The 25,660-nt window shown below is 63.6% G+C and carries 21 protein-coding genes, 1 other RNA gene and 1 pseudogene; 19 read left to right on the plus strand and 4 right to left on the minus strand.

The features are described 5' to 3' along the window. Nucleotides 1-88: 88 nt before the first annotated feature. From NL532_RS13710 to NL532_RS13720, 3 genes and pseudogenes are all read right to left on the minus strand, one after another. A pseudogene (locus NL532_RS13710) lies at nt 89-745 on the minus strand (class I SAM-dependent methyltransferase); the annotation flags it as partial. Beyond that, on the minus strand, nt 742-2,040 hold the full coding sequence (locus tag NL532_RS13715) for a BtaA family protein (protein WP_031203211.1): 1,299 nt from the start codon (nt 2,038-2,040) through the stop codon (nt 742-744). The gene NL532_RS13715 and the pseudogene NL532_RS13710, both read right to left, overlap by 4 nt. A 31-nt stretch (nt 2,041-2,071) precedes the next feature. Then, nucleotides 2,072-6,031, minus strand: coding sequence for a hydantoinase B/oxoprolinase family protein (locus tag NL532_RS13720; protein WP_286488130.1), 3,960 nt, complete (start codon nt 6,029-6,031; stop codon nt 2,072-2,074). A 177-nt stretch (nt 6,032-6,208) separates the two neighbouring features. Between NL532_RS13720 and NL532_RS13725 the strand changes: the two genes are divergently transcribed. From NL532_RS13725 to NL532_RS13755, 7 genes are all read left to right on the plus strand, one after another. Next, the gene (locus tag NL532_RS13725) at nt 6,209-6,406 is read left to right on the plus strand and encodes a hypothetical protein (RefSeq protein ID WP_023668260.1); all 198 of its coding nucleotides are present in this window, start codon (nt 6,209-6,211) and stop codon (nt 6,404-6,406) included. Between the two features lie 209 nt (nt 6,407-6,615). Beyond that, a complete protein-coding gene (locus tag NL532_RS13730) occupies nt 6,616-7,335 on the plus strand; it encodes a J domain-containing protein (protein ID WP_023668261.1) in 720 nt (239 codons plus the stop codon). After that, complete coding sequence (locus NL532_RS13735; protein WP_023682147.1) at nt 7,332-8,099, plus strand: N-acetylmuramoyl-L-alanine amidase; 768 nt, start codon at nt 7,332-7,334, stop codon at nt 8,097-8,099. Before NL532_RS13730 ends, NL532_RS13735 begins: the two co-directional genes overlap by 4 nt. Nucleotides 8,100-8,284: 185 nt before the next feature. Then, nucleotides 8,285-8,989, plus strand: a complete 705-nt coding sequence (locus tag NL532_RS13740) for a lytic transglycosylase domain-containing protein (protein ID WP_023682146.1) — start codon at nt 8,285-8,287, stop codon at nt 8,987-8,989. A gap of 50 nt (nt 8,990-9,039) precedes the next feature. After that, an RNA gene (gene rnpB / locus NL532_RS13745) (RNase P RNA component class A) lies at nt 9,040-9,437 on the plus strand. A gap of 179 nt (nt 9,438-9,616) precedes the next feature. After that, a complete protein-coding gene (locus NL532_RS13750) occupies nt 9,617-9,901 on the plus strand; it encodes a type II toxin-antitoxin system ParD family antitoxin (protein WP_023829241.1) in 285 nt (94 codons plus the stop codon). Then, on the plus strand, nt 9,898-10,191 hold the full coding sequence (locus tag NL532_RS13755) for a type II toxin-antitoxin system RelE/ParE family toxin (RefSeq protein ID WP_023668265.1): 294 nt from the start codon (nt 9,898-9,900) through the stop codon (nt 10,189-10,191). Before NL532_RS13750 ends, NL532_RS13755 begins: the two co-directional genes overlap by 4 nt. Before the next feature lie 8 nt (nt 10,192-10,199). On the opposite strand, the gene NL532_RS13760 is transcribed toward NL532_RS13755, so the two are convergent. After that, the gene (locus NL532_RS13760) at nt 10,200-11,315 is read right to left on the minus strand and encodes a cystathionine gamma-lyase (RefSeq protein WP_023829242.1); all 1,116 of its coding nucleotides are present in this window, start codon (nt 11,313-11,315) and stop codon (nt 10,200-10,202) included. A gap of 402 nt (nt 11,316-11,717) precedes the next feature. Between NL532_RS13760 and mraZ the strand changes: the two genes are divergently transcribed. From mraZ to murB, 12 genes are read left to right on the plus strand one after another with little or no spacing between them, the layout of a single operon-like run. Next, nucleotides 11,718-12,191, plus strand: coding sequence for a division/cell wall cluster transcriptional repressor MraZ (gene mraZ, locus NL532_RS13765; RefSeq protein ID WP_023804327.1), 474 nt, complete (start codon nt 11,718-11,720; stop codon nt 12,189-12,191). Then, nucleotides 12,188-13,204 (plus strand): 16S rRNA (cytosine(1402)-N(4))-methyltransferase RsmH, encoded by a 1,017-nt coding sequence (gene rsmH / locus NL532_RS13770; RefSeq protein WP_023714771.1) that lies wholly within the window; start codon nt 12,188-12,190, stop codon nt 13,202-13,204. The genes mraZ and rsmH overlap by 4 nt, the downstream gene beginning before the upstream one ends. 4 nt (nt 13,205-13,208) lie before the next feature. Next, a complete protein-coding gene (gene ftsL, locus NL532_RS13775) occupies nt 13,209-13,601 on the plus strand; it encodes a cell division protein FtsL (protein ID WP_023829243.1) in 393 nt (130 codons plus the stop codon). Nucleotides 13,602-13,615: 14 nt separating this feature from the next. Then, the gene (locus NL532_RS13780; protein WP_023829244.1) at nt 13,616-15,340 is read left to right on the plus strand and encodes a peptidoglycan D,D-transpeptidase FtsI family protein; all 1,725 of its coding nucleotides are present in this window, start codon (nt 13,616-13,618) and stop codon (nt 15,338-15,340) included. Nucleotides 15,341-15,394: 54 nt separating this feature from the next. Further along, nucleotides 15,395-16,849: a UDP-N-acetylmuramoyl-L-alanyl-D-glutamate--2,6-diaminopimelate ligase gene (locus tag NL532_RS13785; RefSeq protein WP_023826598.1), complete on the plus strand. Its 1,455-nt coding sequence runs from the start codon at nt 15,395-15,397 to the stop codon at nt 16,847-16,849. Continuing rightward, complete coding sequence (locus NL532_RS13790; RefSeq protein ID WP_023829245.1) at nt 16,846-18,279, plus strand: UDP-N-acetylmuramoylalanyl-D-glutamyl-2,6-diaminopimelate--D-alanyl-D-alanine ligase; 1,434 nt, start codon at nt 16,846-16,848, stop codon at nt 18,277-18,279. Before NL532_RS13785 ends, NL532_RS13790 begins: the two co-directional genes overlap by 4 nt. A gap of 18 nt (nt 18,280-18,297) precedes the next feature. Continuing rightward, nucleotides 18,298-19,380 carry a phospho-N-acetylmuramoyl-pentapeptide-transferase gene (gene mraY / locus NL532_RS13795; RefSeq protein ID WP_023668273.1) on the plus strand — a complete coding sequence of 361 codons (1,083 nt, stop codon included), beginning with the start codon at nt 18,298-18,300 and terminating at the stop codon, nt 19,378-19,380. Nucleotides 19,381-19,388: 8 nt separating this feature from the next. Further along, nucleotides 19,389-20,789 (plus strand): UDP-N-acetylmuramoyl-L-alanine--D-glutamate ligase, encoded by a 1,401-nt coding sequence (gene murD / locus NL532_RS13800; protein ID WP_023733073.1) that lies wholly within the window; start codon nt 19,389-19,391, stop codon nt 20,787-20,789. Next, nucleotides 20,789-21,940 (plus strand): putative lipid II flippase FtsW, encoded by a 1,152-nt coding sequence (ftsW, locus tag NL532_RS13805; RefSeq protein ID WP_023668275.1) that lies wholly within the window; start codon nt 20,789-20,791, stop codon nt 21,938-21,940. The genes murD and ftsW overlap by 1 nt, the downstream gene beginning before the upstream one ends. Nucleotide 21,941: 1 nt before the next feature. Further along, entirely contained in the window at nt 21,942-23,066 is a 1,125-nt protein-coding gene (gene murG, locus NL532_RS13810) for an undecaprenyldiphospho-muramoylpentapeptide beta-N-acetylglucosaminyltransferase (RefSeq protein ID WP_023829246.1), read from the plus strand. Continuing rightward, nucleotides 23,066-24,472, plus strand: coding sequence for a UDP-N-acetylmuramate--L-alanine ligase (gene murC / locus NL532_RS13815; RefSeq protein WP_023668277.1), 1,407 nt, complete (start codon nt 23,066-23,068; stop codon nt 24,470-24,472). Before murG ends, murC begins: the two co-directional genes overlap by 1 nt. Beyond that, nucleotides 24,469-25,434 carry a UDP-N-acetylmuramate dehydrogenase gene (murB, locus tag NL532_RS13820; RefSeq protein WP_031203214.1) on the plus strand — a complete coding sequence of 322 codons (966 nt, stop codon included), beginning with the start codon at nt 24,469-24,471 and terminating at the stop codon, nt 25,432-25,434. Before murC ends, murB begins: the two co-directional genes overlap by 4 nt. The last annotated feature ends 226 nt before the right edge of the window (nt 25,435-25,660 follow it).

A 25,660-nucleotide genomic window follows, 5' to 3' on the forward strand; every position in this document is an offset into this window, starting at 1 on the left:
GTAGCGCCGGGACGGGGGTGCCTTGCGCTTCACCCCCACCCGCGCCTTCGGCGCGACCTCCCCCATCGAGGGGGAGGTAAGAGTGCGCGATCTTGACGACCGCCAGCCAGGCATAGCCGCGATAAAGCGCGCCGAAACAGAAGCTTGCGCCGGTTCGCCGAGATTCCGATTCCAAGACTTCGCGCAATGATTCACGTGGCGTGACATGGAATTTCTTGAGCCAGCCGCGCAGCAATGTCCGGAACCAGTTGGGCAAGCCTTCCTGCTGGCCGAAATCGACGACATGCAGCGAGCCGCCGGGTGCGAGTGCCGCAAGGGCTGCTGAAACCGTCTTTTCCCAGCCGGGGATCATCGACAGCGAATAGGACACGAAGATGCGGTCGAAGCGCTCGATGCCGAACAGCGTCTTGGCGTCGAAATCGGTGGCGTCGCCGCGCGCCAGCACGACGCGGCCGGACAGGCCGTCGCGGCCGATCGCCTTGCCGGCGGTCTCCAGCATCTCAGCCGAGATGTCGAGGCCGTAGAGGCGGGCGTCGGGATAGTGGCGGGCGGCAAGCGCGATGTTGCGGCCGGTGCCGCAGCCAAGTTCGAGCACTCTGCCATTCGCCGGCACATCCAGCCGGGATATCATCTGGTCGCGGCCGAGCAGGTAATATTTGCGGGTCAGGTCGTAGATGTGGCGCTGCCAGCGGTAGACGCCGTCCATCAGTTCGGCATGGTCGGCCGGCAGCTCGCTCGCGCTCATGCCGCGCGCTTCACATAGAGGTGGAAGCCGCCATAGATGGCCGAGCGGTCGCGGGCCGAACAGTCGCGCGAGGCCTCGTCCTCGTAGGTCCACTGGTCGAGCAGCGAGATCGAGACGCGGCCCGGCAGCAGGCTGGGCTCGGCGGCGGTACGGAAGATGACTCGGGCGCCGACCGAGGCGGTGCGGGTGATCTCCGACCAAAGGGCATTGAGCTGGTCGTCCGTCATCCAGTCCTGCGCGTCGAGCAGGACGAAACGGTCGACGGTGCTTGCGTCCTTGCCGGCCAGAAATTCGATCAGATTGGCGTGGTGGATGCCGACGCGATCGACATTGTTGCGGATCGCCTTGTAGTTGGCCTCTTCTAGATAGGCGGGCAGGGCGGCCTCACCCGGATTGGGATAGCGACGGGCGAAGGCTTGCCAAGCGAAGTAGTTGTTCTTCAGCGGAAAATCGCAAGCGAGCTTTTCCAGCCGGGCCTTCAGCACGCTGGCCATCGAACCATCGCCCGAGGTGATCAGCGAATCGTACTGCGCCGGCGGAATGCCGAGGCCGAACAGCGAAGCCTTGCGCGAGGTAGCCCAGCGCAACAGCTTCTTGTCGAAGACCGGCGCCAGCTCTTCGTTGAAGAAGCGGCGCTGGTCGGCGAGGCTCTTCGACGCCATGATACCGGCGGGATCGACGCCGAAGAATTTGGCGATGCGGTGGCCCATGGCGATGAACAGGCCGAGCAGGCCGGTCTGGTAGAAATTGCGGTCGAAGACGGTGATGCGCCGGCGGCCGGGCCAGCTGCGACGCTCCCAATAGTGGCGGCTGACCGGGTCGAGATGCGGCGCGATGAAGCGGTCATAGGCTTGCGAATTGTGGCTGGTGCCGGCGGCGCCGAAGAAACGGAACAGATCGCCCTGCGAGGGCAGATGCCGCACCGCCTCCAGCTTCATCCGGTTCAAGGCGATGTGGGCGGCGTTGAGGTCGACCGCATCGACGCGTTCAGGCGAGCGGGTGAGGTAGGCGAGGATGTTGCAGCCGCCCGACGCTATGGTGACGACGCGGTGACCCTGGCCAAGCTGCATGGCCTCCATGTCGACTTCAGGGTCTTCCCAGATCTGCGGATAGACGAGACCGGAAAACAAGAGGGCGAACAGCCGCTCCGAGATGCCGGCCTTCGACAGCGGGCGGTTCTGGTAGACGGCTTTTCCAACTTCCTTGCCGCGGCGAAAAACGAGATCCGAGGAGACGTCCGTCATGGCAAAGTGATTCCCCATTTGCTTTGCCGCAAGCGGGTAACTCAGGGGCATGACAGGCGGGTGACAGCCTGTTGACGCGAGTTCAGGCCTTGCCAAATCCCCCGGGTGTCGGCGTCGTCAGGATGACGGCGTCGCCGGCGTCGAGCACGGTCTGGTCGCAGGCCTTCAGCGTCTCGACGCTGCCGTCCTGGCGGCGGACCTTGGTCGAGCCGACCTCGCCGTCACCGCCGCCGTCGAGGCCTTGCGGCGGGCGGTTGCGGTGCGAGGACAGGATGGCGCATTCCATCTTTTCGAGGAAACGGATGGTGCGCCTGGTGCCGTCACCGGCATCCCATTTGCCTTTGCCGCCGGAGCCTTCGCGAATGTGAAAATCCTCGAGCAGCACGGGAAAGCGCAATTCCAGCACCTCCGGGTCGGTCAGGCGCGAATTGGTCATGTGGGTGTGGACGCCGGATGTGCCGGCAAAGCCGCGGCCGGAGTTCATCCGGCCTGCCGGCGAACCGGAGCAGATGGTCTCGTAATACTGGTACTGCTTGTTGCCGAAGGTCAGGTTGTTCATCGTGCCTTGCGCATTGGCCATGGCGCCCATGGCTCCGAACAGCGCGTTGGTGACATGCTGCGAGGTCTCGACATTGCCGGCGACGACTGCTGCGGGGTAGGCCGGCTTCAGCATCGAGCCGTCGGGGATGATGATGTTGATGGGCCTGAGGCACCCGGCATTCATCGGGATCATGTCCTCGACCATGACGCGGAAGGCATAGAGCACGGCGGCGCGGGCGACGGGCTCGGGCGCGTTGAAATTGTTCTTCATGACAGGCGAGGTGCCGGTGAAGTCGACGGTCGCTTCGCTCTTTTGCCGGTCGACCGTGATCTTCACCTTGATCACCTGGCCGGTGTCGGTCGGGTATTCATACTGCGAGCTGTTAGGCAGCCTTTCCAGCACGCGGCGCACGCTTTCGGCGGCATTGTCCTGGACATGGCCCATATAGGCCTCGACGACATCGAGGCCGAAATGGGAGACCATTTTGCGCAGTTCCGCCACGCCCTTTTCATTGGCGGCGATCTGCGCCTTTAGGTCGGCGATGTTCTGGTGCGGGTTGCGGGCGGGGTAGGGGTGGTCGGTGAGCAGCGTTTGCAGCTCCGCCTCGCGGAATTTTCCGCGATCGACGACGCGGAAATTGTCGAACAGCACGCCTTCCTCGTCGACCGTGGTGGCAAGCGGCGTCATCGAGCCGGGGGCAGTGCCGCCGATATCGGCATGATGGCCGCGTGAGGCTACGTAGAAGATTACTTCCTCCCCCCTTGAGGGGGAGGTGGCGGCGGAGCCGCCGGAGGGGGTCGTTGCGGCAGTGCTCGACGCTCTTGTGGTGCCTTCTGAGAGGACCCCACCCGGCCGCTGCGCGGCCACCCTCCCCTCAAGGGGGAGGGAAAACACCGGCGTCACCACGGTGATGTCGGGCAGATGCGTGCCGCCATTGTAAGGTGCGTTCAGCGCAAAGACGTCGCCGGGGTGGATGTCGCCGGAGTTCAGCCGGATGATGGTTTCGACCGAGCGATCCATTGAGCCGAGATGCACCGGCATGTGCGGCGCGTTGGCGACCAGCGCGCCGTGGCGGTCGAAGACGGCGCAGGAGAAATCCAGCCTTTCCTTGATGTTGACGGAATAGGCGGTGTTCTGCAGCGTAACGCCCATCTGTTCGGCGATCGACATGAAGAGGTTGTTGAAGACCTCCAGCATCACCGGATCGGCTTCGGTACCGAGGGCAGCCGTGCGAACTTTCCGTTCGGTGCGGCGGATGACGACGTGATTGAGGTTGGTGATTTCGGCCCGCCAGCCCGGCTCGACGACGATGGTCTGGTTCGGCTCGATGATCAAAGCGGGGCCTGCGATCAGGTTGGATGGGCGCAGATTTTCGCGACGATGGATGCCGGCCTCATGCCAGCGGCCCTCGGTGTAGATGCGCCGCGTTCCGGACGCACCCGCTTCAACCCTTGCCGGTCCGGCGGGCGCAAGGGCTTCGGCCGTGGTCTCGACGATCTCGGCGCCTTCCACGCCAACGGTCTCGACGATCATCGGCTTGTCATCATAGACGAACCCGAACTGCGCCTTGTGGGCGATTTCGAAATCGCGCCTGGCCTGGAAGATCGAGTCGCCTTCGAAATTCACCGGCAGCGTGGTGTCGGTGCCGTCATAGCGGATGTGCAGCACCGGCGTTGCCGCAATCTTGTCCTCGGCGATGCCTTGCGCTACCAATTCGGCGATGACGGCTTTTTTCAACGTGCCGATGAGGCTGCCCATCTGGGTCCTGGATTCTTCGGCAAGCGGCTTCAGGAGCGCCTGCTGGCGCGACGCGAAAACCGACGACAGGCCGATACCATAGGCTGAGAGCAGACCGGAGAAGGGGTGGATCAGTACCGCCTCCATGCCGAGCGCGTCGGCAACCAGGCAGGCATGCTGGCCGCCGGCGCCGCCAAAACAGTTCAAGAGATATTCAGTGACGTCATAGCCGCGCTGCACGGAGATCTTCTTGATGGCATTGGCCATGTTTTCCACCGCGATGGTGACGAAGCCTTCGGCGACGGCTTCCGGCGTGCGGCCATCGCCGATTTCGACGGCCAGCGCAGCGAATTTTTTGCGCACGGCGGCCACATCGAGCGGCTGGTCCTGGCCTGGGCCGAAAATTGCCGGGAAGAAATCGGGCTGCAGCTTGCCCAGCATGACATTGGCGTCGGTGACGGCCAGCGGGCCGCCGCGCCGGTAGGCGGCGGGGCCAGGATTGGCGCCGGCGGAATCCGGGCCGGCGCGGAAACGGCCGGCTTCGTAGTGCAGGATCGAGCCGCCGCCGGCAGCGACGGTATGGATGCGCATCATCGGCGCACGGATGCGCACGCCGGCGACCTCGGTGTCGAAGGCGCGCTCATACTCGCCGTCATAATGGGCGACGTCGGTCGAGGTGCCGCCCATGTCGAAACCGATGACTTTCTCGAATCCGGCGAGTTTCGCCGTCTCGACCATGCCGACGACACCGCCGGCCGGGCCGGACAGCAGCGCGTCCTTGCCCTGAAACATGTCGGCGGCGGTAAGCCCGCCCGACGACATCATGAACATCAGGCGAGGGTTCTCCCTCCCCCTCGAGGGGAGGGTGGCGGCGAAGCCGCCGGGTGGGGTCGCCGCGGCAGTGCTCGACCCTTTGGTGGTGCCTCCTGAGAGAACCCCCTCTGTCGGCTTTGCCGACTGCCCTTCGCTATGGCTCCGGGCGTTCGTCGCTGAAAAAGCCAAATCGTTGGCTTTTTCTCGGCCTTTGGCCGACCGCTCCTCACCCCCCACAAGTGGGGAGATTGGCGTCGCGCCCAGTTCTCCCGCCACCCTTTGCACATAGCGCGACAGGATCGGCGACAGATAGGCATCGACCACGGTGGTGTCGCCGCGGCCGACCAGTTTGATCAGCGGCGAGACTTCATGGCTGACCGAGACTTGGCTGAACCCGATCTTGCGGCAGACTTTCGCCACCGCCTTCTCGTGGTCGGGATATTTCCAGGCATGCATGAAGACGATGGCCACCGCATCGATGCCGTCGGCCTTCGCCTGTTCGATGGCGGGCCGGCAGGCGGCGATGTCGAGCAAGCGCTCGACCTCGCCATTGGCGCGCACACGCTCGTCGATCTCGATGACTCGCTCGTAGAGCTGTTCGGGAAGGATGATCTCCTTGGCGAAGATGTCCGGCCGCGCCTGATAGGCGATCTTCAGCGCGTCGCGAAAGCCCTTGGTGATGAGCAAAAGCACACGGTCGCCCTTGCGCTCCAGCAGCGCATTCGTGGCAACGGTGGTACCCATCTTGACGTCACCGACCAGGCCCGGAGGAATAGCGGTGCCGGATTTCAGCCCCAGAAGCTCGCGGATGCCGGCTATGGCCGCGTCGGGATAGGCTTCGGGATTTTCCGACAGGAATTTCCTGGGATGCAAACCGCCTTGCGGATCACGTCCGATCACGTCGGTAAAGGTGCCGCCGCGGTCGATCCAAAAATCCCATTTCTTGTCCACGCAGAACTCCGGCATTGCATTTGGGTCCAGACTGTTAGTTCGGCATCGCCCGGCCCGCAATCGGTAGTGCGCGGATGTTACATCAGGAAACGCAACGTTACGAAACTCATGGCCGTTTGATGCATTTTGCCTTCGACCGTTCACCGCAACGTGAGCGTGTGTTGAAGGAGAGATGTCATGAAAAAGCTCATTCTTGCTTCCGTTTCCGCCCTGGCCCTGTTCGGCGTTGCCGCCTGCAGCGACAGCGGTACGGATAACACCACCACCCAGAGCACCAATCCGCCAGCCGCCGAGCCCATGAAGCCGGCGACGCCGGATGCACCGAAGCCTGCAGAACCGGCTCCGGCAACACCTGCTCCTGCCCCCGCGCAGTAGCAGCAGTCCCGGTCACTTTGACGTGACGAGAGAGGAGGCCGGCTTCGCGCCGGCCTTCCTGCGTTTAGGTCGATTCGGGGCTCAAGGGCCTTGAACCGGCTCTTTCCTACGGTTTGGGATCTGGCGCGTCGGTTGCTTGCGTAAATTCGGTCCACTCTGCGGCGCTGTCTTGGCTTGATAGCAATGGCCGGCGGCCCTAATAAGCGCTCATGTCGATTTGGGATCGCCTCGGCGACTTCATCACCCGCGTTTCATCTTCAGCCACGTCCGGCGTAGCCGATGTGGTTGAGGCCGTGCGCACGGTTTTCTCCGGTGACGCTGATCTGCGCCGGCGTGTTGCCTTCTCTGTGGCGATGATTGCGCTGTCAGCCAAGATGGCCAAGGCCGATGGCATCGTCACCCAGGACGAGGTTCGCGCGTTCCAGGAAATATTCGAGGTGCCGCGAGAACAGACCCGCAATGTGGCGCGGCTTTACGATCTGGCCAAGCGCGACGTCGCCGGGTTCGAGACCTATGCCGAGAGTATGGCGCAGATGTGCGGCTCGGGCCATTCGAACTGCGTCATGCTGGAAGACATACTCGACGGTCTGTTCCATATCGCCAAGGCGGATGGGCTGGTGCATGAGCGCGAAGGGATTTTCCTGCACCGTATTGCCGAGATTTTCCGCATCGACGAGGTGCACTACGAGGCCATCATGGCCAGGCACGTCAATCTCGGCGCCGGCGATCCCTATATCGTGCTCGGCATTGAGCGCGGCAAGCCGTTCGAGGAGGTCAGGAAGCGATACCGCAAGCTGGTCTCCGACAATCATCCGGACCGGCTGATCGCGCGCGGCCTGCCGCAGGAATTCATCAAGATTGCAACGACCAGGGTCGCGGCGATCAACGCGGCCTATGAAATGATCGAGCGGGGCCTCAGGCACGCATGACCGGCTTCTCGCCCGACGAGCCAAGCGCGGAGGTCAGGGTATCGCCGAATTTCGGCCCGCGGCGCGAAACGCTCAGGCCCGACATGATCGTGCTGCACTATACCGGCATGGCGACTGGTGCTGCCGCGGAAGCCTGGTTGTGCAACCCCGCAAGCGAAGTCTCGTCGCACTACCTCGTCCATGAGGATGGCCGCATCATCCAGATGGTGCGCGAAAGCGACCGCGCCTGGCATGCCGGTGCAAGTTCCTGGTTCGGTCGTCGCGACATCAACTCCTGTTCGGTCGGCATCGAAATCGTCAATCCCGGCCATTCGCTCGGCTATTCGGCCTTTCCCAAGCGGCAGGTGGAAGCGGTGATCGGGCTTTGCCTTGGTATCATCGAACGCCATTCCATTACGGCGCAAAGGGTGCTTGCCCATTCCGACATCGCGCCGGGGCGCAAGATCGACCCGGGCGAGAAATTCCCCTGGAATGCGCTGTTTGCGGCCGGGGTCGGCCATCTCGTGCCTGCGGCGCCGGTCCGGCGCGGCGCGGTGCTGAAAGCCGGCGATACCGGCGCCCAGATCGAGGCACTGCAGTCTATGCTGGCGCTCTATGGCTATGGCGTCGAGATATCAGGTGTCTTCGACCGCCAGACCGAAATCGTCGTCGAAGCTTTTCAGCGGCATTTCCGACCACGCCTGGTGGATGGCGTCGCCGACGGCTCTACGTCTAGCACGCTGCAAAGCCTGCTGACTTCCCTTAGGTCAGTTGCGTCTAAATAATCTTTTCCCTGATATTCAAGTTACAGCCTGTCACTGAAAGTGAATTGCCTCGCCTTGTTCGACACAAATTCCGCCCTCAAAGGCAGTTCGTGCAAGTTATCGGACCTCCAGCCCCCCGGATGCTCCGATATTGATTAGGCGTTGCTGCGTGAAGATCTTCGCGCGGCCAAACAGAACAGGACCACATGCAGAAATTGACCGTTGTAACGGCAGCTATTGCTGCCGGAGTAATGACTTTTGCCTTCAGCACGGCCGATGCCGCACCACTGAGCCAGAGGGCAGACCAGGGCTTCATCGCCGCACCCGCCAAGGCCACCATGACGAAGGCAAACCCGAAAGCAAAAAGGGCAACCACCGCGAAAGTGCGCAAAGCAGCCGTGGTGAAGGCCAGAAAAGCCACGGCCAAGAGGCATTTTAAGCGCAACAGGAAGAGCGTCGACCTGACGACGACCGCATCGATCCGCCCAAGCACCGCTGCGGAGTCGACTGCGGCAGCCGCGCTTGGCGGCCAGTATTCGGCAATCATTGCCCGCTATGCCGCGGCCGAAGGCGTGCCGGTGTCGCTGGCCCAGGCGGTCATCAAGATCGAGAGCAACTACCGGCCGAACATCGTCGGCGGCGCGGGTGAAATCGGCCTGATGCAGATCAAGCCGGCAACGGCGCGGATGATGGGTTATAGCGGCTCCGCCAAGGGTCTGTTCGATCCCGACACCAACATCAAATACGGCATGAAGTACCTTGCCATGGCGCGCAATCTCGGCGGCGGCACCACCTGCGGCACGATCCTGAAATACAATGCCGGCCATGCCGCGACGAGGATGAACCCGGTGTCGGCGGCCTATTGTGGCAAGGTCAAGGTGCAGTTGGCGGCATTGGGATCGCCGGCATAAGTCTGCTTTTTCATTTGCGTTTTGGAACGTGAACCCCTTTATACGCTCTGCCAGCTGGCCGGGCGGCCGCACCCGCAAAGCCGAAAGGCTGCGGGTGAGGAAAGTCCGGGCTCCATGGAGACACGGTGCCGGTTAATGGCCGGCGGGGGCGACCCCAGGGAAAGTGCCACAGAAAGCAAACCGCCACGATTTATCGGGGCAAGGGTGAAAGGGTGGGGTAAGAGCCCACCGCGCGACTGGCAACAGGAGCGGCACGGTAAACCCCACCGGGAGCAAGACCGAATAGGGACGGTGCGAGGGGAAACCTTCGAGGGCTGTTTCCGGCTCACCGTCCGGGTAGGTTGCGTGAGGCGCATGGCAACATGCGCCCAAGATGAATGGCCGCCACGTTCTCGCCCCGAAAGGGGCGAGGGCCATACAAAACCCGGCTTACAGGCCAGCTGGCAATTTCTCCCCATATCGCGATTAATCTTTGGGATCAGCAGTCTGCGCCTTCGGGCGCAGCTGACGATTCAGGTGCTTGAGCGATTGAATCAAGTACGCATGCTGGGGTCGAGACAAACGCATCCTTGAAGCTGGTACGATTTAATCGTACCATGATTGTCATGGTTTGATCAGGAGCGCATCATGGGTCACGTCGACAAACGCAGCATCACGCTTTCGCCGGAACTGGCGGCGGCGGTCGACGATGTCGTGGCCGCCGGCGAATATGCCTCGGCCAGCGAAGTCATCCGTGATGCGCTGCGGCAATGGAAAGACCGCCGCGATCTTCTCGGCTACACGGTCGAGGAATTGCGCAGGCTGGTTCAGGAGGGGATCGACAGCGGACCGGCGGTGGACGGCCAGCCCTTCATGGACCGGCTGCGAGCCAAATATCAGAGGATGTCGGAAGCTCCAGGCTCGGAAGAGTGAAATATCGGCTGCTTCCTCAGGCGATATCAGATGTCGAAGGCATCGGTGACTACATTGCGGAACATAGCCCAAAGGGAGCCATGCGCCTTGTGGACGCTTTGGAGAGGCGCTGGACACTGCTCACCTTGCACCCGTTCTCAGGTGCGCCGCGCGATGATATCGCGCCCGGCATTCGTCATCTGATCGTCGGCGAATATGTCACTCTGTATCGCATGGGCGAAGACGCGATCGAGATCGTCCGCGTTTTGCACGGCAGGCGCGATATTGGCGCCGACGACTTGGTGACCTAACCGCCAGCTCAGATGCCGATGTTGTCCAGCGATGCCTCGATCGCCTGCCAGAGTTCTTCCACCGGCTCGCAGCCCACCGACAGGCGCACGAAGCCGGGCGGAACCGAATCTCCTCGCTTGGCCCGCCGCTCGGCGGAGGTGTGGACACCCCCGAACGACGTTGCCGCCTGCATCAGCGTGCAGTTGTTGATGAAATCCTCGGCCTTTTCCTGGGAGAGGAGTTCGAAGGACATGAGGAAGCCGAAGCGCTCCATCTGCGCCCGGGCGAGGTTGTGCGACGGGTCGCCCTCCAGCCCGGGGTAGCGCAAGCCGCTAACGGCGCGATGGTTTTTCAGGCGCTTCGCGATCACCTCGGCAGAAGAACACATGCGGTCGAAGCGTACCTCCAGCGTCTCCAGGCCGCGATGCACCAGCCAAGCCTCGAACGGGCCGGGAATGCCGCCCGCGGTCTCGCGCCAGCCGGTGACGGCCGCGATGATATCTGGATTGCGGCTGGCGACATGGCCGAACAGCACGTCGGAATGCCCATTGGCCGCCTTGGTGTCGGCAGCAACGACAATGTCGGCGCCGAGATCGAGCGGACGCTGGCCGAACGGCGTCATCGTGGTGTTGTCGACGACGACGATCGCGCCCGCTTGGTGCGCCGCCTCGGCGACGGCTGTGATGTCGCAAATGTCCAATCGCGGATTTGACGGGGTTTCAATGTAGACAAGGCGGTAGCCGTCGAAGCCGCCGTCGAGGAATGTAGATGTCGGCCGCAGATCATAAATGACGCCGAACGGCTTGAGGAAACGCTCGGCCAGCGCCCTTGTGGCGTGATAGCCGTCGGAGGGCAAAAGCACGCGGTCGCCGGATTTCAACAGGCCGAAAAACACCGCCGAGATCGCCGCCATCCCCGAGGGGAAGCCGACGCATGGCGCGTCTTCGAGATGCGCCAGCATGTGCTCGACCGCATCCCAGGTGGCGTTGCTGTAACGGCCGTACTGACTGTAGCCGGCGCCGTCGCCCGGGTTGTGGAAAATAGCGGCCATGGTCAGCGGCAATGGGATGGGGTCGCCTTTGGCAAGTCCGTCGCGACGCAGATGGGCAAGGGAGGCCGCGCGGGACCTGGCTGTTTCGGACATGGATTTCTGACCTTGTTGCTCAGCGAAAAGACTGACGACGCTATTCGCGGCAGTGATGCGCGGCAAGCCGCTTCCGCTTGGGCCAGCCCGCTCTAAACGGTTCGTTAGGCTTAATGGGAGATAAAGACGGGAGTGTTGTCAGAGCTGCTCTCACCGGTTGTGGCGCGCGCGTTTGTGAAGCCTGTTCCCGTTGACGCCCATAGTGCCCCATGATATCCCATTTCGATACCAAAGCCTTCGTTCCGCGTCAGGGTAAAGCGTACGCCAATCGGGCAGCCGCGGCGGCTGTGCGTTTGCGGGGTTTTGCCGCTGGGATCGAAGCGGATTTTCGGCAGGGGACGCGCTTCGGCGCGGACGAAAACATGGAGAGGGGTGCGGCGGCGGAAGCGGCTGCAGCGTGTAATGGACCGGTTTCTGTCAAGCGCGGTGAACAGGATCGATGCGAAGGGGCGGGTCTCCGTTCCGGCGCATTTCCGCACTGTCGTGCAGAAACGCGGCTATTCGGAGCTCTACGCGCTGCGCGGACTGGACGTGCCTGCGATGGACGTCGGCGGCCTCGATCTGCTCGACCGCTACGAACAGCGCATCGCGCTGGAAGACCCTTTTTTGCAGACGGCGGACGACATGTCGTTCTTCTGCCATGGCGACGGGACGTTCCTGAAGCTCGATCAGGATGGCCGCATCACGATGAGCGAATTCATCCGCGAGCATACGGGCATCACGAGCGAAGTGGCCTTTGTCGGCCGCGGCAATTTCTTTCAAGTTTGGGAACCCGGGCGGCTTGCCGCCTATGGGGCGCAGGCGCGCGCTCGGCTTTTGCAGCTTCGGCAGGGGACGAAGGCTCACGAGGCCAAGGCTGGGGAGCGGCCGGAATGATGGCGGATCACGGCGATGATCTCAGCGCCGTTGGCGGACCGGTCCGCCACATTCCGGTCCTCCTCGCCGAAGTGCTGGAGGCGCTCTCACCCAAAGCCGGCGATGTGATCGTCGACGGCACGTTTGGCGCCGGCGGCTACACCAAGGCGATCCTGGCGAGCGGCGCCTCGGTGGTGGCGATCGATCGCGATCCCGATGCGATTGCCGCCGGGCGCGGCCTGGAACAGCAATCCGGCGGCAGGCTAAGGCTAGTGCAGGCGCCATTTTCGACGCTGGACGAGCAGGTCGAAAGCGCCGACGGCGTTGTCCTCGACATCGGCATTTCCTCCATGCAGGTCGACCAGCCCGAGCGCGGCTTTTCGTTCCGCACCGACGGGCCGCTCGACATGCGCATGGCGCAGGCGGGCTTGAGTGCTGCCGACGTCGTCAATTCGTTCAAGATAGGCGACCTTGCCCGCATCTTCGGCTTCCTCGGCGAAGAGCGGAATGCCGGCCGCATTGCCCGCATGATCGAGTCACGCCGCGAAAAACGTCCGTTCGAGCGCACGCTCGATCTCGCCGACGCCATCGAAACGCATATCGGCCGCGCGCCGAAGGACAAGATTCATCCGGCCACCCGCGTCTTCCAGGCGCTGCGCATTTTCGTCAATGACGAGCTGGGCGAATTGGCCAAAGCCCTAATGGCATCCGAGCGGGTATTGAAGCCCGGCGGGCGGCTTGCGGTGGTGACGTTCCATTCGCTGGAAGACCGCATCGTCAAGCGCTTCATCGCCGACCGCGCCGACGTCGCCACCGGCTCACGTCATTTGCCCGAGGCGCACGCGCGCACTGCGACCTTCCGCAAGGCTGGTGGCGGCGTGACGGCAGGCGATGCCGAGGTCGCTGCCAATCCGCGGGCGCGCTCGGCCAGGCTGCGTACCGCCATCCGCACCGAGGCGCCGGCGCGCGCCGGTGATCTCACCATTTTCGGCCTTCCAAAGCTTCCCGGCATCCAGGCGCCGCGAGAGAGGTGAATACGTGTTTCGAACCAGCGACATAGTCCTGATCGCCGTCATGGTCTCGGCCGCGGCCCTGACCTACAAGGCCAAGCGCGAGGCCGAGGAACAGCTGGCTTCGGTGCAGAAGATCGAGGCGCAGATCCGCTATGAGGAGGACACGATCGACCTGCTCAAGGCCGACTGGAGCCTGCTGACCCAGCCGTCGCGCCTGCAGAAGCTGGCTGAAATCTACAAATCGCAGCTCGCACTCGAGCCGGTCAATGCGCGGCAGATCGTCGGGCTCGACGACCTGCCGGCAAAACCGCTCAACATCGAGGACCTGTCGTCGCAACGGCTTGGCGGCATGGCCGACAATTCCGGCAAAGGACCAACCGACAAGGATCCCGTGGTCACCGGAGCCATCGTCCAATGATCGCTGGATTTCCAATGCGCGCCAAACTTCCGTCGGTCGGCAAATTGCTGAAGCGCCGCGCACGGACCGGCGAGGACGGCTCCATCGTGGTCGAAGGCGCGCGCAAGGCGACCGGCGGCAAGGCCAAGACCCGCATCGTGATGACCATGGCGGTGTTCTTCGGCATCTATTCGACCATCGCCGGGCGGCTGGTCTATCTCGGTTTTCAGTCCCCCGACATGTCGAATGGGCCGCAAAGCCGGGTGACGGCGTCGCGTCCCGACATCGTCGACCGCAACGGCGAGGTGCTGGCGACCGACATCAAGACGGCATCGCTGTTTGCCGAGCCGCGCCGCATCGTCGATGCCGACGAGGCGATCGAAAAGCTGTCGACCATTCTGCCAGATATCGACCCCGAGCAGACCTATCACAAGCTGAAGAGCGGCGCCGGCTTCGTCTGGCTGCAGCGGCAGCTGACGCCCAAGCAGCAGGCCGACATCATGCAGCTCGGCATTCCCGGCATCGGCTTTCGCACCGAAAAGCGCCGCTTCTATCCTGCCGGCGTGACCTCGTCCTACATTGTCGGCCTCACCAACATCGACAATCAGGGCATCTCCGGCATGGAGAAGTACATTGACGAGCAGGGCCTGAGCGACCTGCAGGCCTCAGGCTTGGCGATCGCCAAGGATCTGAAGCCGGTTCAGCTGTCGATCGACCTGCGCGTCCAGCATGTGGTGCGCGACGAGATTGCCGCCGGCCTCGAGCGCTATCGCGCCATGGGCGCAGGCGCCGTCGTGCTCAACATCAAGACCGGCGAAGTGGTGGCGATGGCCTCGGTGCCGGATTTCGATCCGAACAATCCCTTCAATGCGCAGGACAAGGACCGCCTGAACCGCATGTCGGCCGGCCTCTACGAGATGGGCTCGACCTTCAAGAGCTTTACCTCGGCCATGGCGCTCGATTCCGGCAAGGCGAACATGAACAGCCGTTTCGACGCCTCGCATCCGATCCGGGTCGGCCATCAGGCCATTCACGATTTCCACGGCAAGAACCGCGTGCTGTCATTGCCGGAGGTGTTCCTTTACTCCTCCAATATCGGATCGGCGCGTGAGGCCGAAATGGTCGGCATCGAGGGGCACCGCGAATTCCTGCATCGCCTTGGCCTTCTGGACAGGATGCAGACCGAACTGCCTGAGGTCGCGCGCCCGACCGAACCGAAGGTCTGGAAACAGGTCAACTCCTTCACCATCGCCTTCGGCCATGGCGTGTCGACGACGCCGCTGCAGGCGGCCGTCGGCTGCGCGGCGCTGATGCAGGGCTATTTGATCCCGCCGACTTTCCTGGTCCGCAGCGAGCAGGATGCCATGGCGGTGGCCAAGAGAGTGGTCAGCGAAAGGACTGTGGAGGGCATGCGCTACCTCTATACGCTCAATGCCGAGAAGGGCTCGGCCAGAAACGCCAGGGCCCCCGGCTACCGCGTTGGCGGCAAGACCGGAACCGCCGAGAAGGTGATCAATGGCCGCTACTCGAAGGAACTGAATTTCAACACCTTCGTCGCCGCCTTCCCGATGGACGATCCGCAGTATCTGGTGTTTACGATCGCCGACGCTCCGCACCCGGAAAAGCCCGGAATGACCGACGTCGCCGCCAACAATGCGGGTGTCATGGCCGGAAACATCATCAGGCGGGCAGCCGCCATGCTTGGCGTGAAGCCAGATTTCAGCCATGAAAATGGCGCAACGCTGGTTTCCTATCAGTGATTCTTAGGGCGCGCCGGCAACTGCGCGCCATTTTGTTGAGATAAACGGGGTTCGATGCACCTGAGAGATTTAGCCGGTATCCTGCCTGTCGAGGGAACATCTTCCCGCGATGTGGAGGTAACCGGGATTTCGTCGGATTCCCGCACGGTCAAGACCGGCGTGGTCTTTTTCGCGCTCGCCGGCAGCAAGGCGGATGGTTCGGCCTATGCCGCCGATGCGGCAAAGCGCGGCGCAGCGGCGGTTGTCGTGGGCAAGGCCAGCGCCGTTTCCGGCCTGTCCGTCCCGGTGCTCAGCGTCGACGACCCACGCCTGGCGCTGGCGCTGAGCGCGGCACGTTTCTTCGGCAGCCAGCCGGAGACCATGGTCGCGGTTACCGGCACCGCAGGCAAGACCTCGGTCGCCGCCTTCACCAGGCAGATCTGGGAGCAGGCCGGCTTTGCCGCCGCGTCCATTGGCACCACCGGCGTGGTGGCGCCGGGCCGCAACGATTACGGTTCGTTGACCACACCCGATCCAGTGGCTTTGCACCAGTTGCTCAAGGAATTGGCGGAGGCCGGCGTCACACACGCCTCGATGGAGGCTTCCAGCCATGGTCTCGACCAGCGCCGTCTCGATGGCGTCAAGCTCGCCGCTGGCGGTTTCACCAATCTCGGCCGCGACCATATGGACTATCATCCGACGGTCGAGGACTACCATCGCGCCAAATTGCGCCTGTTCGACACGCTGCTGCCGAAAGGCGCGCCGGCGGTCATCTTTGCCGACGATCCGTGGTCGGCGCCGACCATCCAGGCTGCGCAGGCCGCGGGGCTCAATGTGCTGACTGTCGGCCGCCATGGCGATTTCCTGCGCCTGAAGCGGGTCGAGCACGAGCGCCACCGCCAGCGCGCCGAGGTCGAAGCTGACGGCGTGCTCTACGAGATCGACCTGCCGCTCGCCGGCGACTTCCAGATCGCCAATGCCCTGGTTTCGGCCGGGCTGGCCATTTCCACCGGAACGCCGGTCGCCAAAGCTTTGATGGCGTTGGAGAAACTTCAGGGGGCACCGGGACGGCTCGACCTTGTCGGCGCCACCGCCAATGGCGCGCCCGTCTATGTCGACTATGCCCACAAGCCGGATGCGCTGGAAAATGTGCTGGCCGCGGTGCGCCCGTTCACCACCGGCCGCGTCATCGTCGTGTTCGGCTGCGGCGGCGACCGCGACCGGGGCAAGCGGCCGATCATGGGCGGAATCGCCACGCGGCTGGCCGACGTCGTCATCGTCACCGACGACAATCCGCGCTCGGAAGTGCCGGAAACGATCCGTGCCGCGATCCTGGCAGCCGCGCCCCGCGCGATTGAAATCGGCGACCGCCGCAAGGCGATCCACGAAGCGGTCGCCATGCTCAAAGCGGGCGATACGCTGATCGTTGCCGGGAAGGGCCATGAAGAGGGCCAGACCATCGGCGCCGAGACGTTTCCCTTCTCCGACCACGAGGAAGTCCGCTCGGCGCTGCGGGAGCGGGCCGCATGAGCGTGCTCTGGACTTCCGAGGCGCTGGTCGACGCCATGGGCGGTCGGCCGCTCGGGCCGATGCCGGAGGGAATTTCGGGGATCTCGATCGACAGCCGCAGCCTGCAGCCGGGCGACGCCTTCTTCGCCATCAAGGGCGAGGCGATGGACGGCCATGACTTCGCGACCGCGGCGATCAAGGCCGGCGCCGGCGTGCTGGTCGTTGCTGAGGGCAAGTTGCCGTCGCTCGGGCGGCTGACGGCGCCGATGATCGTGGTGCAGGACGTGCTGGCGGCGCTGGAAAAACTCGGTGTCGCCGCGCGCGCGCGTTCGAAGGCGAAAATCATCGCTATCACCGGATCGGCGGGCAAGACCACCACCAAGGAAGCGCTGCGTCATGTGCTGTCGGCCGTTGGCAAGGTGCACGCGTCGGCGCAGTCGTTCAACAACCATTGGGGCGTGCCGCTGACACTGGCGCGCATGCCCGACGATTGCGATTACGCCGTGTTCGAGATCGGCATGAACCATCCCGGCGAAATCCGGCCACTGGTCAAGATGGTCCGCCCGCAGGTCGCCATCGTCACGATGATTGCCGCCGCGCATCTCGGCTTCTTCAGAAATCTCGACGAGATCGCCAAGGCCAAGGCCGAGATTTTCGAAGGCATCGAGCCCGGCGGTGCGGCCTTGCTCAACCGCGACGATGCGCGCTGGAAGCTGCTCGACAAGATGGCGCGAGCCGCCGGCGTCGAACATGTCTTTGGCTTCGGCGAGAATGCACGGTCGACCTACAAGCTGACCAAATGCGAGCTGCATGCCGATCATTCCGACATCACCGCCAGGATCGGCGGGCAGGATGTGACGGCGCGCATCGGCGCGCCCGGCCGCCACATGGTACAGAACGTCCTGGCGGTGCTCGGCGCCGCGCATTTGGTTGAAGCCGACATCGGCAAGGTGGCCTTGGCACTGGCCGATCTGTCGGCCGAGCGTGGTCGTGGGAAGCGCCATATGCTTCGCCACCCCAAGGGACCGATCACACTGATTGACGAGAGCTACAACGCCAATCCGGCCTCGATGGCTGCTGCCATGGCGCTGCTCAACGCGACGCCTGTCACGGGCGAGGGCCGGCGCATCGCCGTGCTCGGCGACATGCTCGAGCTCGGCGACCATTCGGCCAAGCTCCATGCAGCCCTTGCCGAGTTGATCGTCGGCACCGGCACAAACACGGTCTTTCTCGGCGGCCCGGAAATGCGGGCGCTGGCAGACATCCTGCCCGACGAGATCAAAACGGAATACCGCGCCGGCGCCGAGGAATTGAAGCCGCTGCTGTTGTCGACGCTGAAGGCCGGCGACGTGGTGATGATCAAATCGTCGAAAGGCATCGGCTTTTCAAAGCTGGTCGAGGCCTTGCTCGGCAAATATCCGGCGGAAGCCGCAGGCACGAAACAGAACTAGTCCGGGGAACGGAATCGTATGTTTACATTGCTCGTCGATTTTGCGGACAAGGTCTCGGTCTTCAATGTCTTCCGCTACATAACTTTCCGCACCGGCGGTGCGCTGATCACCTCGGCGCTGATCGTCTTCATCTTCGGGCCGACCATCATCAATTCGCTTAGGCTGCGGCAAGGCAAGGGCCAGCCGATCCGCGCCGATGGCCCGCAGACGCATTTCAAGAAGGCCGGCACGCCGACCATGGGCGGGCTGATGATCCTGTGCGGCATCGTCGGCTCGTCGCTTCTATGGGCGAACCTCTCCTCGATCTATGTCTGGGTGGTGCTCTTGGTGACGCTGGGCTTCGGTTCGATCGGCTTTTACGACGACTATCTCAAGGTAACCAAGCAGTCGCATCTCGGCTTTTCCGGCAAGGCGCGGCTGGCGTTGGAATTCGTCATCGCCGGCATCGCCGCCTGGGCGATCATGCATAATGGCCAGGCGCCGTTCTCATCGTCGCTGACTTTCCCCTTCGCCAAGGAATTCATCATCAATCTCGGCTGGTTCTTCGTGCCGTTCTCCTGCTTCGTCATTGTCGGCGCCGGCAATGCGGTGAATTTGACCGATGGCCTCGACGGGCTGGCGATCGTGCCGATCATGATCGCGGCGGCATCCTTCGGCGTTATTGCCTACCTCTCCGGCAATGCGGTGTTCGCCGAATATCTGCAGATTCATTTCGTGCCCGGCACCGGCGAGCTGGCTGTCGTGCTTGGCGCCGTCATCGGCGCCGGCCTCGGCTTCCTCTGGTTCAACGCGCCACCGGCAGCGATCTTCATGGGCGACACCGGTTCGCTGGCCATGGGTGGCCTGATCGGTACGGTCGCGGTCGCCACCAAGCACGAAATCGTGCTGGTCATCGTCGGCGGATTGTTCGTCGTGGAAATCCTGTCGGTCATCATCCAGGTCGGCTACTTCAAGATGACCGGCAAGCGCGTCTTCCTGATGGCGCCTATCCATCATCATTTCGAAAAGCTCGGCTGGACCGAAAGCCAGGTGGTGATCCGCTTCTGGATCATCGCCGTCATCCTGGCGCTGGTCGGCCTGTCGACCCTCAAGCTGAGATAGGAACCCGCTTGATCCCCGCCGCATCCTTTTCGGGCAAACGCGTTTCGCTCTTCGGGCTCGGTGGCTCGGGGATCGCCACGGCGCGCGCGCTGATCGAGGGCGGCGCCGACGTGCTCGCCTGGGACGACAATCCCGATAGCGTCGCCAAGGCTGCTGACCAAGGCATTGCGACCGCCGACCTGCGCGGCGCCGACTGGTCGAAATTCTCGGCCTTCGTGCTCTCACCCGGCGTGCCGCTGACGCATCCCAAGCCGCACTGGACGGTGGAGTTGGCGCGTGGCTCCGGCGTCGAGGTGATCGGCGATATCGAATTGTTCTGCCGCGAGCGGATTGCGCGCGCGCCTGATGCGCCGTTCATCGCTATCACCGGCACCAACGGCAAGTCGACGACCACGGCGCTGACCGCGCATATCCTCAAATCGGCAGGGCGCGACACGCAGATGGGCGGCAATATCGGCCGGGCCATCATGACGCTCGATCCACCGCAGGCTGACCGGGACTATGTCGTCGAGTGTTCGTCCTACCAGATCGATCTCGCGCCCTCGATCAACCCGACGGCCGGCATCCTGCTCAACCTGACGCCCGACCATCTCGACCGCCACGGCACCATGCAGCATTACGCTTCGATCAAGGAGCGGCTGGTTGCCGGCAGCGAGACGGCGATCGTCGGCGTTGACGATTCCTGGTGCGCGCAGATCGCTGACCGGCTGGAGAGGGCGGGCCGGGAGGTGATCCGCATCTCCAAGCGGCTGCCGCTGACCGACGGTTATTTCGCAGACGGTTCCGATCTGATGGAAGCCGTCCATGGCCGCTACAGCCGCGTCGCCTTCCTCGAAGGCATCGGTTCGTTGCGCGGCCAGCACAATGCGCAGAACGCGCTTGCCGCTGTTGCCGCCTGCCTCAGGGTCGGCTTGAGCCTGGGCGAGATCCAGGCGGGACTGGAGAGCTTTCCAGGCCTGGCGCATCGCATGGAGCAGGTCGGGCGGAAGGACCACGTGCTGTTCGTCAACGATTCCAAGGCGACCAATGCCGATGCGGCGGCACCGGCGCTGTCGAGTTTTTCGCGCATTTACTGGATCGCCGGCGGACTGCCCAAGGAAGGCGGGATCGAGCCGCTGCGCGGTTTCTTCCCGCGCATCGCCAAGGCCTATCTGATCGGCGAGGCGGCGCCCGCGTTCTCGGCGACGCTCGGCGAAGCCGTGCCCTATGAAATCTCGGGCACCCTGGCCGCCGCGGTCGACCATGCCGCGAAAGACGCGGCCAAGGATGACAGCGGCGAGGCGGTGGTGCTGCTGTCGCCGGCCTGCGCCAGTTTCGACCAGTTCAAGAATTTCGAAGTTCGCGGCGAAGCCTTCAGGCAAGCTGCGAATGCTATCGAGGGCGTGAAACCCATCGGAGGGGCACGATAATGCAAAGCCGTCTCGACAAAAGCCCGGTCGCAACCTGGTGGTGGACGATCGATCGCTGGTTCCTGGCGGCGTTCCTGTCGCTGATGGGGCTTGGCATCGTCTTGTCCTTTGCGGCAAGCCCGGCGGTGGCCGAACGCATCGGCCTCGACAGTTTCCACTTTGCCACCAGGCAGATCATCTTCACCGTGCCGGCGCTCGGCGTGATGCTGGCAGTGTCCTTCCTGGAATCGCGGCAGATCCGGCGCATGGCGCTGATCATCCTGGGTATCATGCTGGTGCTGATGGTGGCCGTGCTCTACATCGGCGTCGAGGTGAAGGGCGCGCGGCGCTGGGTGTCGTTTGTCGGCATGTCGATCCAGCCGTCGGAATTTCTGAAGCCCGCCTTCGTCATCGTCTGCGCCTGGCTGTTCGCCGAACACAAGCGCCAGCCCGACATCCCCGGCAATTTGTTTGCCATGCTGCTGCTGATCCTGGTCATCTCGCTTCTGGTGGCGCAGCCCGATCTCGGCCAGACCATGCTGGTGACCGGCACCTGGGGCGTCATGTTCTTCATGGCCGGCCTGCCATGGCTATGGATCATCGCGCTTGGCGCCACCGGCGCCGGCGGCCTGTTTGCCGCCTATACGGTGTTCCCGCACGTCGCCGCCCGCATCGACAAATTCCTGACCGGCGAAGGCGACACGTTCCAGGTCGACATGGGCCGCGAGGCGCTGATCAACGGCCACTGGTTCGGCGTCGGCCCGGGCGAGGGCACGGTCAAGCGGGTCATTCCCGACGCGCATGCCGATTTCGTGTTTTCGGTCGCCGGCGAAGAGTTCGGGCTGATCATGTGCTTCTTCATCATGTCGATCTTCGCCTTCATCGTGCTGCGCGGCTTGAGCACGGCATTGAAGGAACATGATGATTTCACCCGCTACGCCGTCGGCGGTCTCGTCACCGTCTTCGGCCTGCAGTCGGTCATCAACATGTGCGTCAACCTGCAACTGATGCCGGCCAAGGGCATGACGCTGCCTTTCATCTCCTATGGCGGCTCCTCGCAGATCGCCATTGCCATCTCGATGGGCATGGTGCTGGCGCTGACGCGCAAGCGACCGGAAAAGCGCAAGCAGATGGGCTTTGCCCTGTCGCAGCGCGCCCTGCCGGCGGAGTGATATGGCGCGGGGTGTCATCCTTCTCGCGGCTGGCGGAACCGGCGGACATCTGTTTCCGGCCGAGGCGCTGGCGCATGAGCTGATCGAGCGCGGCTGGGGCGTGCATCTGGCGACGGACGACCGCGCCGAGCGCTTTGCCGGCCATTTCCCGGCCGCCGCCATCCATCCGATCCAGTCGGCGACGATGGGCTCGAAAAACCCCGCCGCTCTGCTCGGAGCGTTCTGGAAGATCTGGCGCGGCGTGCGCCAGGCCTCTGCCGTCATCGCCAGGATCAAGCCTGATGCGGTCGTCGGCTTTGGCGGTTATCCGACCTTGCCACCGCTCTATGCCGCGACGCGGCGCAAGCTGCCGACGCTGATCCATGAGCAGAACGCAGTGATGGGCCGCGCCAACCGGGCGCTGTCCGGGCGTGTCGATGCGATTGCCGGCGGCTTCCTGCCGCAAGATGAAAGTGCCACAGGCGCCAAGACGGTGACGACAGGCAATCCGGTCAGGCCGCCAATCCTGGAGGCGGCCAAGACGCCCTACACCGCATCCAAAGGGGCGGATCCGTTCAGGCTCCTGGTGTTCGGCGGCAGCCAGGGCGCGCAGTTCTTTTCCGACGCCATGCCGACGGCGATCGCACTTCTGCCGGAGGCGCAGCGCAAGCGGCTGGTGATCACCCAGCAGGCCCGCGCCGACGACGTGGCGCGGGTGAAGGCCGGCTATGCGGCACTCGGCGTCCATGTCGAGGTCTCGCCCTTCTTCACCGACATGGCACAGCGCATGGGCGCGGCGCATCTGGTGATCTCGCGCTCCGGCGCCTCGACGGTTTCGGAGATCGCCGTCATCGGCCGGCCGGCGCTGCTGGTGCCTTATCCCTATGCGCTGGATCACGATCAGGCGGCGAACGCAGCCGCCCTTGCCGCGGCGGGCGGCGGCGAGGTGCATCCGCAATCGTCACTGTCGCCGGAGCGCATCGCGGCTCTCATTGGCGGGCTGATGGACGATCCCGAGCGGCTGACGGCCATGGCTGCCGGAGCGAAGTCGGCTGGCCGGCCGAACGCGGCACGGTTGCTCGCTGATCTCACAGAGGCTATTGCGTCCAGAAAAACCGTTTCGGATTTCAGGAAAGGGACGCATTGATGAAGATGCCGCAGACCATCGGCCTTGTGCATTTCATCGGCATTGGCGGCATCGGCATGAGCGGCATCGCCGAGGTTCTGCACAATCTCGGCTACAAGGTGCAGGGTTCGGACCAGGCCGACAGCGCCAATGTCCAGCGGCTGCGCGACAAGGGCATCGAATGCTTTGTCGGCCACAAGGCCGAGAATATCGGCGCGGCCGAAGTGGTGGTCGTCTCCACCGCGATCAAGAAATCCAATCCCGAGCTGAAGGCCGCGCGCGAAAAACTGCTGCCGATCGTGCGCCGGGCCGAGATGCTGGCCGAACTGATGCGCTTCCGCCAGGCGGTCGCGATCGGTGGCACGCATGGCAAGACCACAACCACGTCGATGGTGGCGACGCTGCTCGATGCCGGCGGGCTCGACCCGACGGTGATCAATGGCGGCATCATCAATGCCTATGGCACCAATGCCCGTATGGGCGATGGCGAGTGGATGGTGGTCGAAGCCGACGAAAGCGACGGCACCTTCCTCAAGCTGCCGGCCGAGATCGCCGTCGTCACAAACATCGATCCCGAGCATCTGGACCATTATGGCAGTTTCGACAAGGTGCGCGAGGCGTTCCGGCAATTCGTCGAGAACGTGCCGTTCTACGGTTTTGGCGTGATGTGCACCGACCATCCGGAAGTACAGGCGCTGGTCAGCCGCATCGAGGACCGCCGCGTCATCACCTATGGCGAGAACGCGCAGGCCGATGTGCGTTTCACCAACCACCGGATGGCCGGTGCCGTCTCGGCATTCGACGTGGTGATCCGCGACCGCAAGACCGGCGGCCAGACGACGATATCGGATCTGCGGCTGCCGATGCCCGGCCGCCACAACGTCTCCAACGCCACCGCCGCAATTGCGGTCGCGCATGAACTCGGCCTGTCGGCCGAAGCGATCAAGAAAGGGCTGTCGTCCTTTGCCGGCGTCAAGCGGCGCTTCACCCACACCGGCTCGTGGAACGGCGTCGACATCTTCGACGATTACGGCCACCACCCGGTCGAGATCACGGCGGTGTTGAAAGCGGCGCGCAGCGCCACCAAGGGCCGCGTCATCGCCATTGCGCAGCCGCACCGCTTCACCCGGCTGCACGATCTGTTCGACGAATTTTCGGTCTGTTTCAACGATGCCGACACGGTGATGGTGGCGCCGGTCTATGCGGCGGGCGAGGAGCCGATCGACGGCGTGACCTCGGAGGCGCTGGTGTCGCGCATCCGCTCCGGGGGCCATCGCGATGCGCGCTACGTCGAAACCCCTGCCGCGATTTCGCCCGTCATCCGCGCGTTGGCGAAACCGGGCGACTTCGTCATCTTCCTGGGCGCCGGCAACATCACCCAATGGGCCTATGCGCTGCCTGGGGAACTCGGCGGTACCGTCTCATGATGCGCGGCCAGGACCTGCTCGACAAACTTGGCGACCGGCTTGCCGGCCTGCGCGGCCGCATCACGCCCAATGCCGAGATGGACAAGATCACCTGGTTCCGCGCCGGCGGTCTGGCGGACGCCCTGTTCCAGCCGGCCGACGAGGAGGATCTGGCTGCCTTCCTGCGCGCCGTGCCGGAGGACATCCCGCTCACCATCGTCGGTGTCGGCTCCAACCTCCTGGTGCGCGACGGCGGCATTCCAGGTTTCGTCATCCGGCTTTCGGCCAAGGGCTTTGGCGAGGCCGAGGTGGTTTCGCCGACCGTCATCAAGGCCGGTGCTGCGACGCCCGACAAGCGCGTCGCGGCCGTCGCTTATGAGGCCGGCATTGGCGGCTTTCATTTCTATCACGGCATTCCCGGCGCCATCGGCGGGGCGCTGAGGATGAATGCCGGCGCCAATGGCGTCGAGACGCGGGAACGTGTCGTCGAGGTTCGGGCGCTCGACCGCAAGGGCAATCTCCACACCCTCAGCAATGAAGACATGGGCTATGCCTATCGTCACTCGGCCGCACCTGCCGGGCTGATCTTCACCTCCGCCGTTTTCGAAGGTGTTCTGGAAGACCCAGAGGCGATCAAGGCGGCCATGGACGCCGTCCAGACGCATCGCGAGACGGTGCAGCCGATCCGCGAGAAGACCGGCGGCTCGACCTTCAAGAATCCGGAAGGCACCTCGGCCTGGAAGGAAATCGACAAGGCGGGCTGCCGCGGTTTGATGATCGGCGGCGCGCAGATGTCGCCGATGCACTGCAACTTCATGATCAACACCGGAACAGCGACCGGATACGACCTCGAATATCTCGGCGAGACGGTGCGCGCTCGCGTGCTTGAAAAATCGGGCATCCGCCTGCAGTGGGAAATCAAGCGCCTCGGCAATTTCCGCCCCGGCCATGCCGTGCAGGAATTCCTCGGACAGCTTCTTTAGCGCAAGCTGAACTTCATGTGATGCTTGAACTTCAAACGGTCTGAAACAACAGCGCCACCGTTGCTCCAAAGACTCACAACACGCTTTTTCCGGCCGTTTTCGCGGAAAGTGAATCTGTCGGAATCATAAGCACTTGCCAGCGAATCAACTCTCTGATTCTCTGCCTTAAAGCGTTTCCTGATTTGAGTCGTTCGACGCGTCGACCGCGTTTTCCGTCTGGGGGGGC

It is taken from the genome of Mesorhizobium sp. C120A (genome assembly GCF_030323105.1).
Lineage (GTDB): Bacteria > Pseudomonadota > Alphaproteobacteria > Rhizobiales > Rhizobiaceae > Mesorhizobium.

Excerpts from the sequence above, each read along its gene's own strand:
- rsmH (WP_023714771.1), top strand. The coding sequence starts at position 12,188 with ATGATGGCGGATCACGGCGATGATCTCAGCGCCGTTGGCGGACCGGTC.
- ftsW (WP_023668275.1), top strand. The coding sequence starts at position 20,789 with ATGCAAAGCCGTCTCGACAAAAGCCCGGTCGCAACCTGGTGGTGGACG.
- NL532_RS13750 (WP_023829241.1), top strand. The coding sequence starts at position 9,617 with ATGGGTCACGTCGACAAACGCAGCATCACGCTTTCGCCGGAACTGGCG.
- NL532_RS13730 (WP_023668261.1), top strand. The coding sequence starts at position 6,616 with ATGTCGATTTGGGATCGCCTCGGCGACTTCATCACCCGCGTTTCATCT.
- murC (WP_023668277.1), top strand. The coding sequence starts at position 23,066 with ATGAAGATGCCGCAGACCATCGGCCTTGTGCATTTCATCGGCATTGGC.
- murB (WP_031203214.1), top strand. The coding sequence starts at position 24,469 with ATGATGCGCGGCCAGGACCTGCTCGACAAACTTGGCGACCGGCTTGCC.
- NL532_RS13725 (WP_023668260.1), top strand. The coding sequence starts at position 6,209 with ATGAAAAAGCTCATTCTTGCTTCCGTTTCCGCCCTGGCCCTGTTCGGC.
- NL532_RS13735 (WP_023682147.1), top strand. The coding sequence starts at position 7,332 with ATGACCGGCTTCTCGCCCGACGAGCCAAGCGCGGAGGTCAGGGTATCG.
- NL532_RS13780 (WP_023829244.1), top strand. The coding sequence starts at position 13,616 with ATGCGCGCCAAACTTCCGTCGGTCGGCAAATTGCTGAAGCGCCGCGCA.
- NL532_RS13760 (WP_023829242.1), bottom strand. The coding sequence starts at position 11,315 with ATGTCCGAAACAGCCAGGTCCCGCGCGGCCTCCCTTGCCCATCTGCGT.
- NL532_RS13740 (WP_023682146.1), top strand. The coding sequence starts at position 8,285 with ATGCAGAAATTGACCGTTGTAACGGCAGCTATTGCTGCCGGAGTAATG.
- NL532_RS13785 (WP_023826598.1), top strand. The coding sequence starts at position 15,395 with ATGCACCTGAGAGATTTAGCCGGTATCCTGCCTGTCGAGGGAACATCT.
- mraZ (WP_023804327.1), top strand. The coding sequence starts at position 11,718 with ATGGACCGGTTTCTGTCAAGCGCGGTGAACAGGATCGATGCGAAGGGG.
- mraY (WP_023668273.1), top strand. The coding sequence starts at position 18,298 with ATGTTTACATTGCTCGTCGATTTTGCGGACAAGGTCTCGGTCTTCAAT.
- murG (WP_023829246.1), top strand. The coding sequence starts at position 21,942 with ATGGCGCGGGGTGTCATCCTTCTCGCGGCTGGCGGAACCGGCGGACAT.
- NL532_RS13715 (WP_031203211.1), bottom strand. The coding sequence starts at position 2,040 with ATGCCCCTGAGTTACCCGCTTGCGGCAAAGCAAATGGGGAATCACTTT.
- NL532_RS13790 (WP_023829245.1), top strand. The coding sequence starts at position 16,846 with ATGAGCGTGCTCTGGACTTCCGAGGCGCTGGTCGACGCCATGGGCGGT.